This window comes from Streptomyces sp. NPDC007983 (genome assembly GCF_042958345.1).
In the GTDB taxonomy this organism is placed as follows: Bacteria; Actinomycetota; Actinomycetes; order Streptomycetales; family Streptomycetaceae; genus Streptomyces.
The window spans coordinates 409,982-423,614 of sequence record NZ_JBIBJI010000006.1 but is presented as its reverse complement, the minus strand read 5'-3'; the positions used below and the strand labels follow the sequence as shown (position 1 = coordinate 423,614).

The window sequence follows — 13,633 nt, the reverse complement described above, 5'->3', positions numbered from 1 at the left end:
CTCACGCCTCCTTCGTGTCGGCGGGGCCGGGGGTGGCGGGACGACGGCGGCGCAGCGGCGGTTTGGCCCCGAGGCGCTTGGGGTCCAGACCGGACCACGGGTGGCCGTTCCCGAAGAACGGGCGGCGGGCGAGGATCGTCATCAGCGGCTTGGTGAACAGGAACACCACGACGACGTCGAGCAGGGTGGTCAGCCCCAGGGTGAAGGCAAAGCCCTGCACCTTGCCGACGGTGACGATGAAGAGCACGGCGGCGGCGAGGAACGACACGAAGTCGGAGACCAGGATGGTGCGCCGGGCCCTCGGCCAGCCGCGCTCGACGGCCGGGCGCAGCGAGCGGCCCTCACGGATCTCGTCACGGATCCGCTCGAAGTAGACGATGAACGAGTCGGCGGTGATACCGATCGCCACGATCGCACCGCAGACCGCCGGAAGGTTCAGTGCGAAGCCGATACCCGGGCCCAGCAGCACCATGATCGTGTACGTCAGTATGGCGGAGGCCGCGAGGGACGCCATGGCCACCAGGGACAGACCGCGGTAGTAGACGACCAGGTAGATCACCACGAGCGCGAGACCGATGGCGCCGGCGATCAGACCGGCCTGCAGCTGCTCGCCGCCGAGGGCCGCGGAGACGGTGGTCTCGTCCGCGATGTCGAAGGACAGCGGCAGCGCACCGAAGGACAGCACGTTGGCCAGGTCCGCGGAGCTCTGCTGGGTGAAGCCGCCGGAGATGGTGGCCCGGCCGCCGGTGATGGCGCCCTGGGTGACCTCGGGGTCGGAGACGACCTCGCCGTCCAGGACGATCGCGAAGCGGTTCTGCGGGGACTGCTGCTTGGTCAGCTCGCCGGTCACCTTGGCGAACTTCTTGGCGCCCTTGTTGTTGAAGTCGAGCTGCACGATCCAGCCCGAGGCGTTCTGGCTCTCGAAGACGGACGAGGCATCGTCGACGTCGGTGCCCTCGACCTCGGAGGGGCCGAGGACGAACTTGGAGTCACCCTTCTGGCTGCACGCCAGGACGGGATCGCTCGGCTTGGTGTTGGCCGCCTTCTCGGCGACCGCGGCACGCCCCGCCCGGGTGGTGCAGTCCAGCGCCGCGAAGTCCTTGGCCAGCTTCTCCTGGCCGGAGGTGTCCGAGGGCTTGCCCGTCTCGCCGCCCTTGGGGGTCTTGGACGGGGTGGGCGTCGGCGTCTTGTCGGCCTTCAGCGCCTCGGGGACGGCACGGCCCTGGGTGGTGGCGGTGGGGCTGGGCTTGCCGCTGCTGCCCTGGTCGCCCTTGTCCGGCTTGCCCTGGGAGGCGCTGGAGGAGGGGCTGGGGGTGCTGCTGGGCGCCTTGGTCTTACCACCGGAGGTGGTGGTCATCACCGGCCGGAAGTACAGCTGGGCGGTGGTGCCCACCTGCTGCCGGGCCTGCTTCGCGTTCGTCCCCTTGGGGATGTTCACGATGATGTGCTTGGGGCCCTGCGTCTGGACCTCGGCCTCGGACACACCCAGGCCGTTGACCCGCCGCTCGATGATGCCGACGGCGGTGTTCATGTTGGCCGTGTTGATCGCGTTGGGCTTGCCCGGCTGGTTCTTGGCCTCCAGCGTGAAGCTGGTGCCGCCCGCGAGATCGATTCCCAGCCGCGGTGTGGTGTGACCGGAGATGAACATCCCCCCGATGAGCGCCACCATGGCGATCACGATCACGGCCAGCGCGCGCCCGGGCCTGCCCTGTGACCCGGGGGACCTGCGGCCCTTCTTCGGTGCTGCCACCTTGTCGTATCTCCCTGTCCAACCGCCCCGCAGCGGGTGTGCGCGGGGCGGCCACGAAGTCTTGTGGGGGTGTGCCCCCGCCGGAGCCTAGACCGTCCATGAACCACGGCGCGCCGAGCGGGGGCACGCCGTGGTTCACAGTGCAGGACTACTTCGCGTCGGCGCCGCCGTCCCGCTTTTCGCCCTCGGGCGCGTCGGCCGCGTCGGCGTCGCCCTTGCCGAGGTCGATCTTCTTGGCGTCGGCCTTCCCGGCCTCCGGCTCGGAGGCCGGCGCCTTCTCGGCGGAGGAGTCGTCGGCGCCGCCCGCGGGGGTGGTCAGCGAGGAGGCGTCGTCGGGGACGACAGGGGTGTCGGCGCTGTCGACGCCGTCGGCACCGTCCTCATCGGGGTCGATGCCGTGGACGATGTGGTTGTACTCGGCGTCGGAGAGGACGGCTCCGATCGCGTTCTTCGCGTAGATCGCGTGAACGGCGGGGGCCACCTCGAGGAGGACCGTGTCGTCGTGGACCTCCTTGACCGTCGCGTACATGCCGCCGATGGTCCGCACGCCGGTGCCCGGCTGCATGGTGTCCCGCATCTGTGCGGCCTGGCGCTGCTTGTTCTTGGCCGACCGAGTCATCAGGAACATGGCCCCGATGAGCACGATGAACGGCAGGAGAGTCACGATATTCACGGGACGGAGATCCTTCACACGACCGCTGGGGCGCGGCCTGGTCTACGGGGGTGGGTATGCCATACGGAAGAACGGACGGCATACGGACGGCATCGGCGGAGTCTAAGCGAGCCCGCGCCTATGGAACAACGCCCGGCGTGGCACCGGGGTTCCTGACCCCACCATTATTCGCTCTTCACGCCATGATGCCGGACAGTACGCGCCTTCACGCCTCGAACAGGCCGCTCTGGCCGCCCCCGGCACCGCGCTGCGGCGGGGTGAGGCCCAGATGCTCCCAGGCCGCGGGGGTCCCGATCCGGCCCCGGGGCGTACGGGCCAGCAGGCCCTCGCGCACCAGGAACGGCTCGGCGACCTCTTCCACCGTCTCACGCTCCTCCCCCACCGCGACCGCCAGGGTCGACAGGCCCACCGGGCCGCCGCCGAACAGCTTGAGCAGGGCGCTGAGCACCGCCCGGTCCAGGCGGTCAAGACCCCGGCCGTCCACGTCGTAGACCGCCAGGGCGCTCGCGGCGATCTCCCTGGTGATGAGTCCGTCCGCCTTGACCTGGGCGTAGTCGCGCACCCGGCGCAGCAGCCGGTTGGCGATACGGGGCGTGCCGCGGGAGCGCCCGGCGATCTCGGCCGCGCCCTCGGCCTCTATGGTCACCTCCAGGAGCCGGGCGGAGCGGTCGATCACGCGCTCCAGCTCGGCGGGGGCGTAGAACTCCATGTGGCCGGTGAAGCCGAAGCGGTCGCGCAGCGGGGGCGGCAGCAGTCCGGCCCGGGTGGTCGCGCCGACCAGGGTGAACGGCGGCAGCTCCAGCGGGATGGCGGTGGCCCCGGGCCCCTTGCCGACGATGACGTCGACCCGGAAGTCCTCCATCGCCATGTACAGCATCTCCTCGGCGGGCCGGGACATGCGGTGGATCTCGTCCAGGAACAGCACCTCGCCCTCGGTGAGCGAGGAGAGGATCGCGGCGAGATCGCCCGCGTGCTGGATGGCCGGGCCGGAGGTGATGCGGATGGGGGCGCCCATCTCGGCCGCGATGATCATCGAGAGGGTGGTCTTGCCGAGCCCGGGCGCGCCGGAGAGCAGCACGTGGTCGGCGGTGCCGCCGCGCTGCCGGGCCGCCTTGAGGACCAGGTCCAGCTGCTCCCGGACCCGCTCCTGGCCGACGAACTCCCCCAGGTCCTTGGGGCGGAGGGCGGCCTCGACCGCCTGGTCGTCCCCGTCGGCGTCGGCGCCCACCAGCCGGCTGCCCGCGCCGCCGGGCAGGTCGCCGGACAGGGCGTCGTCGGCGTCGGCCGGTGCGGTCTCGTCCCAGTTCACTGCGTTTCGCCTCGCGAGATCGTGTCGAGCGGTCCGGCCGGTCGCGGCATTCGCGCGCCGGCGGCCGGTCAGCGGGTGCGGTTCAGGGTCTGCAGGGCGGCCCGCAGCAGCTGCGCCACCTGCGGCGCACCGCCCTCGGCCAGGGCCGCCTCGGCCTGCGGGGTGACGGCGGCGACCGCCTCGTCGGCCTCCCGGGTGGCGTAGCCGAGGCCGACCAGGGCGGTGTGCAGCTGATCGCTCCAGCCCGCGGCCGCGGGCGGGCGGGCGGCGGGCACGGTCCTGCCGACCGGCTCGCCGAGCCGGTCCTTCAGCTCCAGCAGCAGCTTCTGCGCCCCCTTCTTGCCGATGCCGGGGACGGCGGTGAGCGCCTTCTCGTCGCCGGTGGAGACGGCGAGCCGCAGGGTGTCCGGGGCGTGCACCGCCAGCATGGCCTGGGCGAGCCGGGGGCCGACCCCGCTGGCGGTCTGGAGCAGCTCGAAGACCTGGCGCTCGTCGTCGTCCGCGAAGCCGTAGAGCGTCAGGGAGTCCTCGCGGACCACGAGCGAGGTGGCGAGCCGGGCGGGCTCGCCGACCCGCAGCCCGGACAGGGTGCCCGGGGTGCAGTGGACCGCCATCCCGACGCCGCCGATCTCGATGACGGCGGTGTCCGGGGCGAGGGCCGCGACCGGACCGGAGACGAACGCGATCATGTAATACGGCCTTCCGTGGAACGAGGGGAACGCAGGGCTCGCGGAGTGCGTGGGGCGTGCGGGGTGCTATGGGCGGCGACGGCCTGCTGCAGCCGGTTGGTCGCGGGGGCGCGCCAGATGTGGCAGATGGCGAGCGCCAGGGCGTCGGCGGCGTCGGCCGGTTTGGGCGGGGCGTCCAGCCGCAGCAGCCGGGTGACCATCGCGCCGACCTGCGCCTTCTCGGCGCGCCCGGAGCCGGTGACGGCCGCCTTGACCTCGCTGGGGGTGTGCAGCGCGACCGGCAGCCCGCGGCGCGCGGCGCAGAGCATGGCGACCGCGCTGGCCTGGGCGGTGCCCATGACGGTCCGCACATTGTGCTGGCTGAACACCCGCTCCACCGCGACGCATTCGGGCCGGTGCGCGTCCAGCCACTCCTCGATGCCGCGCTCGACGATGACGAGGCGGTCGCCGATCCCGGCGTCCGCCGGGGTCCGTATGACGCCGACGCCCAGCATCCGCAGCGGGCGGCCCGCGACCCCGTCGACCACGCCGATGCCACACCGGGTAAGCCCCGGGTCCACGCCCAGCACCCGCACCGCGCCCCTCCCCTCGTCGCCCTGATCACGCTTCGGTCATCTGTTCCTGCAGGCTAGCGGCTACCACCGACAGCACCGGCCGACAACGCCGACGGGCCGGTGGGGTGTGTCCCCGCCGACCCGCCCGCCACGCGTGTGCTGATGTGCCCTCAGGCGATCTGCCGTCAGGCGTCGACCTTGGCCATGACCTCGTCGGAGACGTCGAAGTTGGCGAAGACGTTCTGCACGTCGTCGCTGTCCTCCAGCGCGTCGATCAGCTTGAAGATCTTGCGCGCGCCGTCCTCCTCAAGCTCCACCTGCATGGTGGGCACGAAGTTGGTGTCGGCCGAGTCGTAGTCGATGCCCTCCTTCTGGAGCGCGGTGCGGACCGCGACCAGATCGGTGGCCTCGCTGAGGACCTCGAAGGACTCGCCGAGGTCGTTGACCTCCTCGGCGCCCGCGTCGAGGACCGCGGCCAGCACGTCGTCCTCGGACAGCTCGCCCTTGGGGACGATCACGACGCCCTTGCGGTTGAACAGGTACGACACCGAGCCCGGGTCGGCCATCGAGCCGCCGTTGCGGGTCATGGCCACGCGGACGTCGGAGGCGGCGCGGTTGCGGTTGTCGGTGAGGCACTCGATGAGCACCGCGACACCGTTGGGGCCGTAGCCCTCGTACATGATCGTCTCGTACTGGGCGCCGCCCGCCTCAAGACCGGCGCCGCGCTTGACCGCGCTGTCGATGTTCTTGTTCGGCACCGACTGCTTCTTGGCCTTCTGGATGGCGTCGTAGAGCGTCGGGTTGCCGTCCACGTCGGCCCCGCCCATCCGGGCCGCGACCTCGATGTTCTTGATCAGCTTCGCGAAGAGCTTGCCGCGCTTGGCATCGATCACGGCCTTCTTGTGCTTCGTCGTAGCCCATTTAGAGTGGCCGGACATCCGCCTGTCTCCTTCGCGTTACCCAATGCTGTACGAACGCCTGAGATCCTACCGGGATCGCCGCTCAGCGCGCGGCCCCCGCCCTCCCGTCGCCCACCGCCACCCTCAACGGAGCGCTACGCGCGCTGAGCCATCTCCACGAACAGGGCGTGCACCCGGTGGTCACCGGTCAGCTCCGGGTGGAACGACGTCGCGAGGACGTTGCCCTGCCGGACGGCGACCGTATGGCCCTCGTACGTCGCCAGCACCTCGGCACCGGCGCCCACCGACTCGACCCACGGCGCACGGATGAAGACGCCCTCCACCGGGCCGCCCTCGATGCCCTCGATGTCGACCGCGGCCTCGAAGGACTCGTTCTGGCGGCCGAAGGCGTTACGGCGCACGATCATGTCGATGCCGCCCAGGGTCTCCTGGTCCTCCCGGCCGTCGAGGATCTTGTCCGCGACCATGATCATACCGGCGCAGGTTCCGTACACCGGCAGGCCCGCCCGGATGCGCTCGCGCAGCGGCTCCAGCAGCCCGAAGACGACCGCGAGCTTGGACATGGTGGTGGACTCGCCGCCGGGGATCACCAGCCCGGCGACCTCGGCCAGCTCCTCGGGCCGGCGCACCGGCCGGGCCTGCGCGCCGGCCGCGGTGAGCGCGGCCAGATGCTCGCGGACGTCGCCCTGGAGGGCGAGCACGCCGATGAGGGGAGTCTCGGACGTCGTCTCGGACACGGTGCGGGGACCTCTCGGATGTCAGGGTGAACGCGTCCGGTGGACGGCCCGCGGGCGGCGCGGACCGTCCACCGGACGCGTGATGCGGGGCCTGCCGGCCCGTGATTACCAGCCGCGGTTGGCGTACCGCTCGGCCTCGGGGAGGGTGTCGCAGTTGATGCCGACCATGGCCTCGCCCAGGTCGCGGGACGCGTCCGCGATGACCTTCGGGTCGTCGTAGAAGGTGGTCGCCTTCACGATCGCCGCGGCGCGCTTCGCCGGGTCACCGGACTTGAAGATGCCCGAGCCCACGAAGACGCCCTCGGCGCCGAGCTGACGCATCAGCGCGGCGTCGGCCGGGGTGGCGACACCACCGGCGGAGAACAGCACGACCGGCAGCTTGCCGGTCTGCGCGATCTCCGCGACCAGCTCGTACGGGGCGCGCAGCTCCTTGGCCGCGGCGTACAGCTCGTGGTTGTCCAGGCCGCGCAGCCGGGCGATCTCGCCCTTGATCTGGCGCAGGTGACGGACCGCCTCGACGACGTTGCCGGTGCCGGCCTCGCCCTTGGAACGGATCATCGCCGCGCCCTCGGCGATCCGGCGCAGCGCCTCGCCCAGGTTGGTGGCACCGCACACGAACGGGGTGGTGAAGGACCACTTGTCGCTGTGGTTGACCTCGTCGGCCGGGGTCAGCACCTCGGACTCGTCGATGTAGTCGACGCCCAGGGACTGCAGCACCTGCGCCTCGACGAAGTGGCCGATCCGGGACTTGGCCATGACCGGGATGGAGACCGCGCTGATGATGCCGTCGATCATGTCCGGGTCGGACATCCGGGCCACGCCGCCGTCCTTGCGGATGTCGGCCGGAACCCGCTCCAGCGCCATGACCGCGACGGCACCGGCGTCCTCGGCGATCTTGGCTTCCTCCGGCGTGACGACGTCCATGATCACGCCGCCCTTGAGCTGCTCGGCCATGCCGCGCTTGACGCGGGCGGTGCCGGTCGCGGGAGCCGCCGGATTCTCTGCGGACGGGGACGTGCTGGCGGACGTGGTGGACACGGTTTGACCTCACTCGATAGTGAAAAGTGCGATGAACCCATCGTAGGGCCGTTCGATACCTGTTCATGACCCGGCCATCCGGCCCGGGTCATGGACGTGTGTGGTACAGGCATGAACGAAACCCGGTCCGGACGGCCCTCGGCAAGGGCCAATCGAAGGCCGGTGGCTCCGACGCCCTCAGGACATGTCCACGCCCTCAGTGGTCCGCGCGCGCCACCAGGGCCGCCGGAGGCTCGTCGTCCATCTCGAACGCCAGCGGAAACGGGGCATGGCCCGCCAGCCGGAACCAGCGCACCTTACGGTGACGGCGCAGCGCCCGCGCCGCCCGCACCGCGTCGTTGTGGAACCGCCGCGCCATCGGCACCCGGCGCACCGCCTCCGCCAGCTCTCCCAGCGCCGCCTCACCACCCGGCGCCTCCCGCACCGCCTCGACCTGCGCGGGCTCCTCGAAAACGGCCCGCAGCGCCTGGCTCAGCTCGCTCTCGGCGACCTCACGGTGCTCCTCCTCGGCCTGCCGGGCGGCGTGCGCGGCCTGATAGAGCACCATCGACGAGGCGGGGTCGAGCACTCCGGCGGTACCCAGCTCCTGGGTGACCGAGGCGCGGCGCAGCAACTGCGCGTCCAGCGCCGCCCGCGCCGCGTCCAGACGGCTGTGCAGCCGGTCCAGACGCCCCGCGGTCCAGCTCAGATAGACGGCGACGGCCACCAGCGCGATCGCGACCCAGATCAGTGTGCTCACGCCGCGCCACGCTACCGCTTACGGCCCCCTGGGCCCGACCTAGTCACGGGTCAGGCCCAGGCGGCCGAGGAGGCCCACGCGGTCGTCGGCGTCGACGGAGGACGTACCGTCCGTCACCGTCTCGTAGACCGCCAGGATGTCCGCGCCCACGGTCGACCAGTCGAAGCGCCGCACATGGCGGCTGCCCCGCTCGCGCAGCTCGGCGAGCCGGTCCGGGTCGCCGAGCAGCCGTAGCGCGGCGGCCGCCAGCGCGTCCGCGTCCTCGTTCGCGAACAGCTCACCGGCCGCTCCCCCGGCCAGGACCTGGGCGAAGGCGTCCAGGTCGCTGGCGAGGACCGGGGCGCCCGCGGACATGGCCTCGACCAGGATGATGCCGAAGCTCTCGCCGCCCGTGTTGGGCGCGATGTACGCGTCCACGCTGCGCAGGAACCGCGCCTTGTCCTCGTCGCTGACCATCCCCAGGAACTCGACCCGGTCCCGCAGATGCTCCGGGAGCCCGGCCACCGCCTCCTTCTCGTCGCCGCGCCCGGCGACCAGCAGCCGGGTCCCGGGGCGCTCGGCGAGGATCTTCGGCAGGGCGCGCATCAGCACCGGAAGCCCCTTGCGGGGCTCGTCGATGCGGCCGATGAACCCGATCGTGTCGCCCTGCCACTCCTGCTTCGGCTCGGCGTCGGCGAAGAAGCCCACGTCGACGCCGTTGGGGATGACGACGGCGTCGCCGCCCAGATGCTCGACCAGGGTCCGCCGCGCGTACTCGCTCACCGCGATCCGCGCGCTGATCTTCTCCAGGGCCGGCTGCAGGATCGGATACGCGGCGATCATGGCCCGCGAGCGGGGATTGGAGGTGTGGAAGGTGGCGACGATCGGCCCCTGCGCCGCCCAGCAGGCCAGCAGCCCGAGGGAGGGCGAGGTCGGCTCATGGATGTGGATGACCTCGAAGGCGCCGTCGTGCAGCCAGCGCCGCACCCGGGCGGCCGACAGGAAGCCGAAGTTCAGGCGCGCGACGGAGCCGTTGTACGGCACCGGGACCGCGCGCCCCGCGGAGACGACGTAGGGCGGCAGCGGCGTCTCGTCGTCCGCGGGGGCGAGGACGGAGACCTGGTGGCCGCGCCGGATGAGGTGCTCCGCCAGGTCGCGGATGTGGAACTGCACACCGCCCGGGACGTCCCAGGAGTAGGGACAGACGATCCCGATCCTCACGGCGTCTCCCTTCCGGGACCGTGGTCCAGATCGGCGAGCCACAGCCGCTGCAGCATGTGCCAGTCCTCCGGGTGTTCGGCGATCCCCGAGGCGAAGGCGTCGGCGACCTGCTGGGCCATGACGGCGGTCTGCTCCGCGCGGGTGCCGCCCTCCGGCACCTCGACGGGCGGATGGACGCGGCCCTGCATGACCGGGGACGCGTCGTACCAGAGGGTGACCGGCAGCAGCAGCGCGCCGGTCTGCGCCGCGAGCCGGGCCGGGCCCGCGGGCATCTTCGCGGACTCGCCGAAGAACGACACCTCCACCCCGGAGGCGGACAGGTCCCGGTCGGCCACCAGACAGACCAGACCGCCCGCCCGCAGCCGCCGCGCCAGCGTGCCGAACGCGGCTCCGCCCTGGTGCGGCAGCACCTCCATGCCAAGACCCTCGCGGTAGGCGACGAACCGGTCGTACAGCGACTCCGGCTTCAGCCGCTCCGCGACCGTGGTGAACGGCACCCCCAGCCTGGTGGTGACCCAGGCCCCGGCGAGGTCGTAGTTGCCCATGTGGGGCAGGGCGAGGACCACGCCGCGGCCACTGGCCAGCCCGTCGACCAGATAGTGCGCGTCCTTGATCTCGACGCCGCTCCGGATGCGCTCCGCGCTCCACGTCGGAAGCCGGAAGGACTCCATCCAGTAGCGCATGTACGAGCGCATGCCCGCCCGGGACAGCTCGGCCAGCCGCCGCGGTGAGGCTTCCGGGACGACGCGCGCGAGATTGGCCTCCAGGCGCAGCACGCCCTTGCCGCGCCGCTTCCACGCCTGATCGGCGATGCGCTGCCCGAGCGCCACGGCGACCGGCTCCGGGAGCTTCTTGACCGTGCTCCAGCCGAGCCCGTACAGCGCGTCGGTCAGGCTGTCCTTCACCGTGTCTCGCCCCCCTGGGGCACCGCGCGCTCCGCGGCGTCCGCCTCGGCGGCCTCCCGTCGCACGGTGACCACGCGCTGTACGAGCGTCACGGCACTGCCGACGGCGACGATCCACAGCGCGATCGGCAGCAGGACCTGGATGTGCGGCACACCGAACATGTGCAGGCCCGAGAGCCCGCAGGCGACCAGCGAGATCACCAGCCGCTCGGCACGCTCCACCAGCCCGTTGACGTTCACCGGCAGCCCGATGCTCTCGCCGCGCGCCTTGGTGTACGAGACCACCTGGCCGCTGGCGAGACAGAAGATCGTCACCGCACACAACACATTGTCGTCGCCCCCGCCCGCGTACCACAACGCCAGACCGCCGAAAATCGCCCCGTCGGCGACCCGGTCCAGCGTCGAGTCGAGGAACGCGCCCCAGCGGCTGGAGCGGCCCAGCTGCCGCGCCATATTGCCGTCGACCAGGTCCGAGAAGACGAAGAGCGTGATGACGACGGTGCCCCAGAAGAACTCCCCCCGGGGGTAGAAGACCAGCGCTCCCGCGATCACACCACCGGTTCCGGTGAGGGTCACCGCGTCCGGGCTGACGCCGAGACGGATGAGCAGGGCGGCGAATGGTGTGAGAACACGCGTGAAGAAAGCACGCGCGTACTTGTTCAGCATGGCCTTCCCGGTGGGTCGATGCGGGCCGGATGGCCAAGAGGCCACCGGCGGGCCCATCGTAGCCAGGCGCTACCAGGCCGCCGCGCACCTGCCGGACCGCTCCCCCGCCCCTCCCGTGTGATGCCCGGATGTGCGACGTATGGACGCACCGTGACCTCGGTGGAAAGCTCGAAGTATCGCAAGGTGTCGACCGGGAGGCGAGACACATGGGCGAGAAGACGAACACACACCCCGGGGCCGCCGGAAGGGCAGCGACGGCCGACCGGCCCAGCTCCCTGCGGAATGTGGTGCTGGTCGGCCACAGCGGGTCCGGGAAGACGACACTCGTGGAGGCCCTCGCGCTGGCCACCGGCGCGATCAACCGGGCCGGCCGGGTCGAGGACGGCGGCTGTCTCTCCGACCACGACGAGATCGAGCACCGGCAGCAGCGCTCGGTACAGCTGTCCCTGGTCCCCGTCGAATGGGGCGGGGTGAAGATCAATCTCCTCGATACCCCGGGCTACGCCGACTTCGTCGGGGAGCTGAGGGCCGGTCTGCGGGCAGCGGACGCGGCCCTCTTCGTCGTCTCGGCGGCCCAGGACGCGGTGGGCATCGCGGGCGCCACCCGCATGGTGTGGGAGGAGTGCGCGGCGGTCGGGATGCCGCGCGCCATCGTGATCACCCACCTGGAGGCGGCCCGCGCCAGCTTCGAGGAAATGACCGAGATCTGCCGCCGTACCTTCGGCGGCGACGACCCCGACGCCGTCCTGCCGCTGTACCTGCCGCTGCGCGGCGAACCGGCCCCGGACGGGCACGCCCCGGTGACCGGGCTGATCGGCCTGCTCTCCCAGCAGGTGTACGACTACTCCTCGGGGTCGCGGACCAAGACCCCGCCCACCGACGGCCAGGCCCCCCTGGTCTCGGAGGCCCGCGACCGGCTCATCGAGGGGATCATCGCCGAGAGCGAGGACGAGACCCTCATGGACCGCTATCTGGGCGGCGAGGAGATCGACGTCAAGACGCTGATCGACGACCTGGAGAAGGCAGTCGCCCGCGGCAGCTTCCACCCCGTGCTGGCCGCCGCGCCCGCCGCCGACGGCTCCCGGCAGGGCCTGGGCACCACCGAGCTGCTGGAGCTGATCACCCGCGGCTTCCCGACCCCGCTGGAGCGCGAGGCCCCCGCGGTCACCACCCCGCAGGGCGCCGCGTGCCCGGCACTGGTCTGCGACCCGGACGGCCCGCTGGCCGCCGAGGTCGTCAAGACCTCCTCCGACCCCTACGTCGGCCGGATCTCGCTGGTCCGGGTCTTCTCCGGGACGCTGCGCCCGGACGAGACGGTGCACGTCTCGGGGCACGGCCTGGAGGACCGCGGCCATGAGGACCACGACGTGGACGAGCGGGTCGGTGCCCTGTCCACGCCGTTCGGCAAACAGCAGCGCACGCTGTCCCAGGCCATCGCGGGCGATCTGGCGTGCGTCGCCAAGCTGACCCGCGCCGAGACCGGGGACACGCTTTCGGCCAAGGACCGGCCGCTGCTCATGGAGCCGTGGCAGATGCCCGACCCGCTGCTGCCCGTCGCCATCGAGGCGCACAGCAAGGCGGACGAGGACAAGCTGTCGCTGGGCCTGTCGCGGCTGGTCGCCGAGGACCCGACGATGCGGCTGGAGCAGAACCCGGACACCCACCAGGTGGTGCTGTGGTGCCTGGGCGAGGCCCATGTGGACGTCGCCCTGGAACGGCTGCGCGCCCGGTACGGCGTACAGGTGGACGCGGTGCCGTACAAGGTGGCGCTGCGCGAGACGTTCGGAAGCAAATCCAACGGGCGCGGGCGGCACGTCAAGCAGTCCGGCGGGCACGGCCAGTACGCGATCTGCGAGATCGAGGTGGAGCCGCTGCCCGGCGGCTCGGGCATCGAGTTCGTGGACAAGGTCGTCGGCGGCGCGGTGCCCCGGCAGTTCATCCCGTCCGTCGAGAAGGGGGTACGGGCCCAGGCGGCGCGTGGCGTCTCCACCGGGAACCCGCTGGTCGACGTGCGGATCACACTGCTGGACGGCAAGGCGCACTCGGTGGACTCCTCCGATGCCGCGTTCCAGACGGCGGGCGCGCTCGCGCTGCGCGAGGCGGCCGCCGACAGCTGGATCGAGTTGCTGGAGCCGGTGGTCAAGGTCGGCGTCCTGATCGCCGACGACTACGTCGGCGCCGTCATGAGCGATCTGTCCGGGCGGCGCGGCCGGGTCGTCGGCACCGAGCAGTCCGGCGGCGGCCAGACCCTGATCCAGGCGGAGGTCCCGGAGATCGAGATCGGCCGGTACGCGGTCGACCTGCGGTCGCTGTCGCACGGCACCGGGCGGTTCAGCCGCTCGTACGCCCGGCACGAGCCGATGCCCCCGCAGGTGGCCGAGCGGGTGCGCGGCGAACGGGCCGGGGCCGGGGCGTAGTTCACCGGCCGTCATGGCACCGCCCGCCCCAACTAGC

Annotated in this window: 13 protein-coding genes; 1 reads left to right on the top strand and 12 read right to left on the bottom strand. The window is 71.8% G+C overall.

Annotated elements, in window-relative coordinates; all coding sequences use genetic code 11:
* Position 1: 1 nt before the first annotated feature.
* The 12 genes from secD to pgsA form a co-directional block, all read right to left on the bottom strand.
* Positions 2-1,750, bottom strand: a complete 1,749-nt coding sequence (secD, locus tag ACFZCY_RS21740; RefSeq protein ID WP_391175459.1) for a protein translocase subunit SecD — start codon at positions 1,748-1,750, stop codon at positions 2-4.
* Between the two features lie 148 nt (positions 1,751-1,898).
* Positions 1,899-2,423: a preprotein translocase subunit YajC gene (gene yajC, locus ACFZCY_RS21735; RefSeq protein ID WP_391175456.1), complete on the bottom strand. Its 525-nt coding sequence runs from the start codon at positions 2,421-2,423 to the stop codon at positions 1,899-1,901.
* A gap of 205 nt (positions 2,424-2,628) precedes the next feature.
* The gene (ruvB, locus tag ACFZCY_RS21730; protein WP_391175453.1) at positions 2,629-3,732 is read right to left on the bottom strand and encodes a Holliday junction branch migration DNA helicase RuvB; all 1,104 of its coding nucleotides are present in this window, start codon (positions 3,730-3,732) and stop codon (positions 2,629-2,631) included.
* 68 nt (positions 3,733-3,800) lie between these two features.
* Positions 3,801-4,421: a Holliday junction branch migration protein RuvA gene (ruvA, locus tag ACFZCY_RS21725; protein ID WP_391175450.1), complete on the bottom strand. Its 621-nt coding sequence runs from the start codon at positions 4,419-4,421 to the stop codon at positions 3,801-3,803.
* Positions 4,418-4,996, bottom strand: coding sequence for a crossover junction endodeoxyribonuclease RuvC (ruvC, locus tag ACFZCY_RS21720; protein ID WP_391175447.1), 579 nt, complete (start codon positions 4,994-4,996; stop codon positions 4,418-4,420). Before ruvC ends, ruvA begins: the two co-directional genes overlap by 4 nt.
* Before the next feature lie 164 nt (positions 4,997-5,160).
* On the bottom strand, positions 5,161-5,913 hold the full coding sequence (locus ACFZCY_RS21715) for a YebC/PmpR family DNA-binding transcriptional regulator (RefSeq protein WP_361488393.1): 753 nt from the start codon (positions 5,911-5,913) through the stop codon (positions 5,161-5,163).
* Positions 5,914-6,029: 116 nt separating this feature from the next.
* Complete coding sequence (pdxT, locus tag ACFZCY_RS21710) at positions 6,030-6,632, bottom strand: pyridoxal 5'-phosphate synthase glutaminase subunit PdxT (protein ID WP_391175442.1); 603 nt, start codon at positions 6,630-6,632, stop codon at positions 6,030-6,032.
* Positions 6,633-6,737: 105 nt separating this feature from the next.
* Positions 6,738-7,670, bottom strand: a complete 933-nt coding sequence (gene pdxS, locus ACFZCY_RS21705) for a pyridoxal 5'-phosphate synthase lyase subunit PdxS (protein ID WP_009713658.1) — start codon at positions 7,668-7,670, stop codon at positions 6,738-6,740.
* A gap of 196 nt (positions 7,671-7,866) precedes the next feature.
* On the bottom strand, positions 7,867-8,409 hold the full coding sequence (locus tag ACFZCY_RS21700; protein ID WP_391175439.1) for a hypothetical protein: 543 nt from the start codon (positions 8,407-8,409) through the stop codon (positions 7,867-7,869).
* Between the two features lie 39 nt (positions 8,410-8,448).
* Positions 8,449-9,609 (bottom strand): glycosyltransferase, encoded by a 1,161-nt coding sequence (locus ACFZCY_RS21695; RefSeq protein WP_391175436.1) that lies wholly within the window; start codon positions 9,607-9,609, stop codon positions 8,449-8,451.
* A complete protein-coding gene (locus ACFZCY_RS21690) occupies positions 9,606-10,514 on the bottom strand; it encodes a phosphatidylinositol mannoside acyltransferase (protein ID WP_391175432.1) in 909 nt (302 codons plus the stop codon). The genes ACFZCY_RS21695 and ACFZCY_RS21690 overlap by 4 nt, the downstream gene beginning before the upstream one ends.
* Complete coding sequence (pgsA, locus tag ACFZCY_RS21685) at positions 10,511-11,236, bottom strand: phosphatidylinositol phosphate synthase (RefSeq protein WP_391175428.1); 726 nt, start codon at positions 11,234-11,236, stop codon at positions 10,511-10,513. The genes ACFZCY_RS21690 and pgsA overlap by 4 nt, the downstream gene beginning before the upstream one ends.
* A 149-nt stretch (positions 11,237-11,385) precedes the next feature.
* On the opposite strand from pgsA, the gene ACFZCY_RS21680 reads away from it, so the two are divergent.
* On the top strand, positions 11,386-13,596 hold the full coding sequence (locus ACFZCY_RS21680) for an elongation factor G-like protein EF-G2 (RefSeq protein WP_391175426.1): 2,211 nt from the start codon (positions 11,386-11,388) through the stop codon (positions 13,594-13,596).
* Positions 13,597-13,633: the final 37 nt, after the last annotated feature.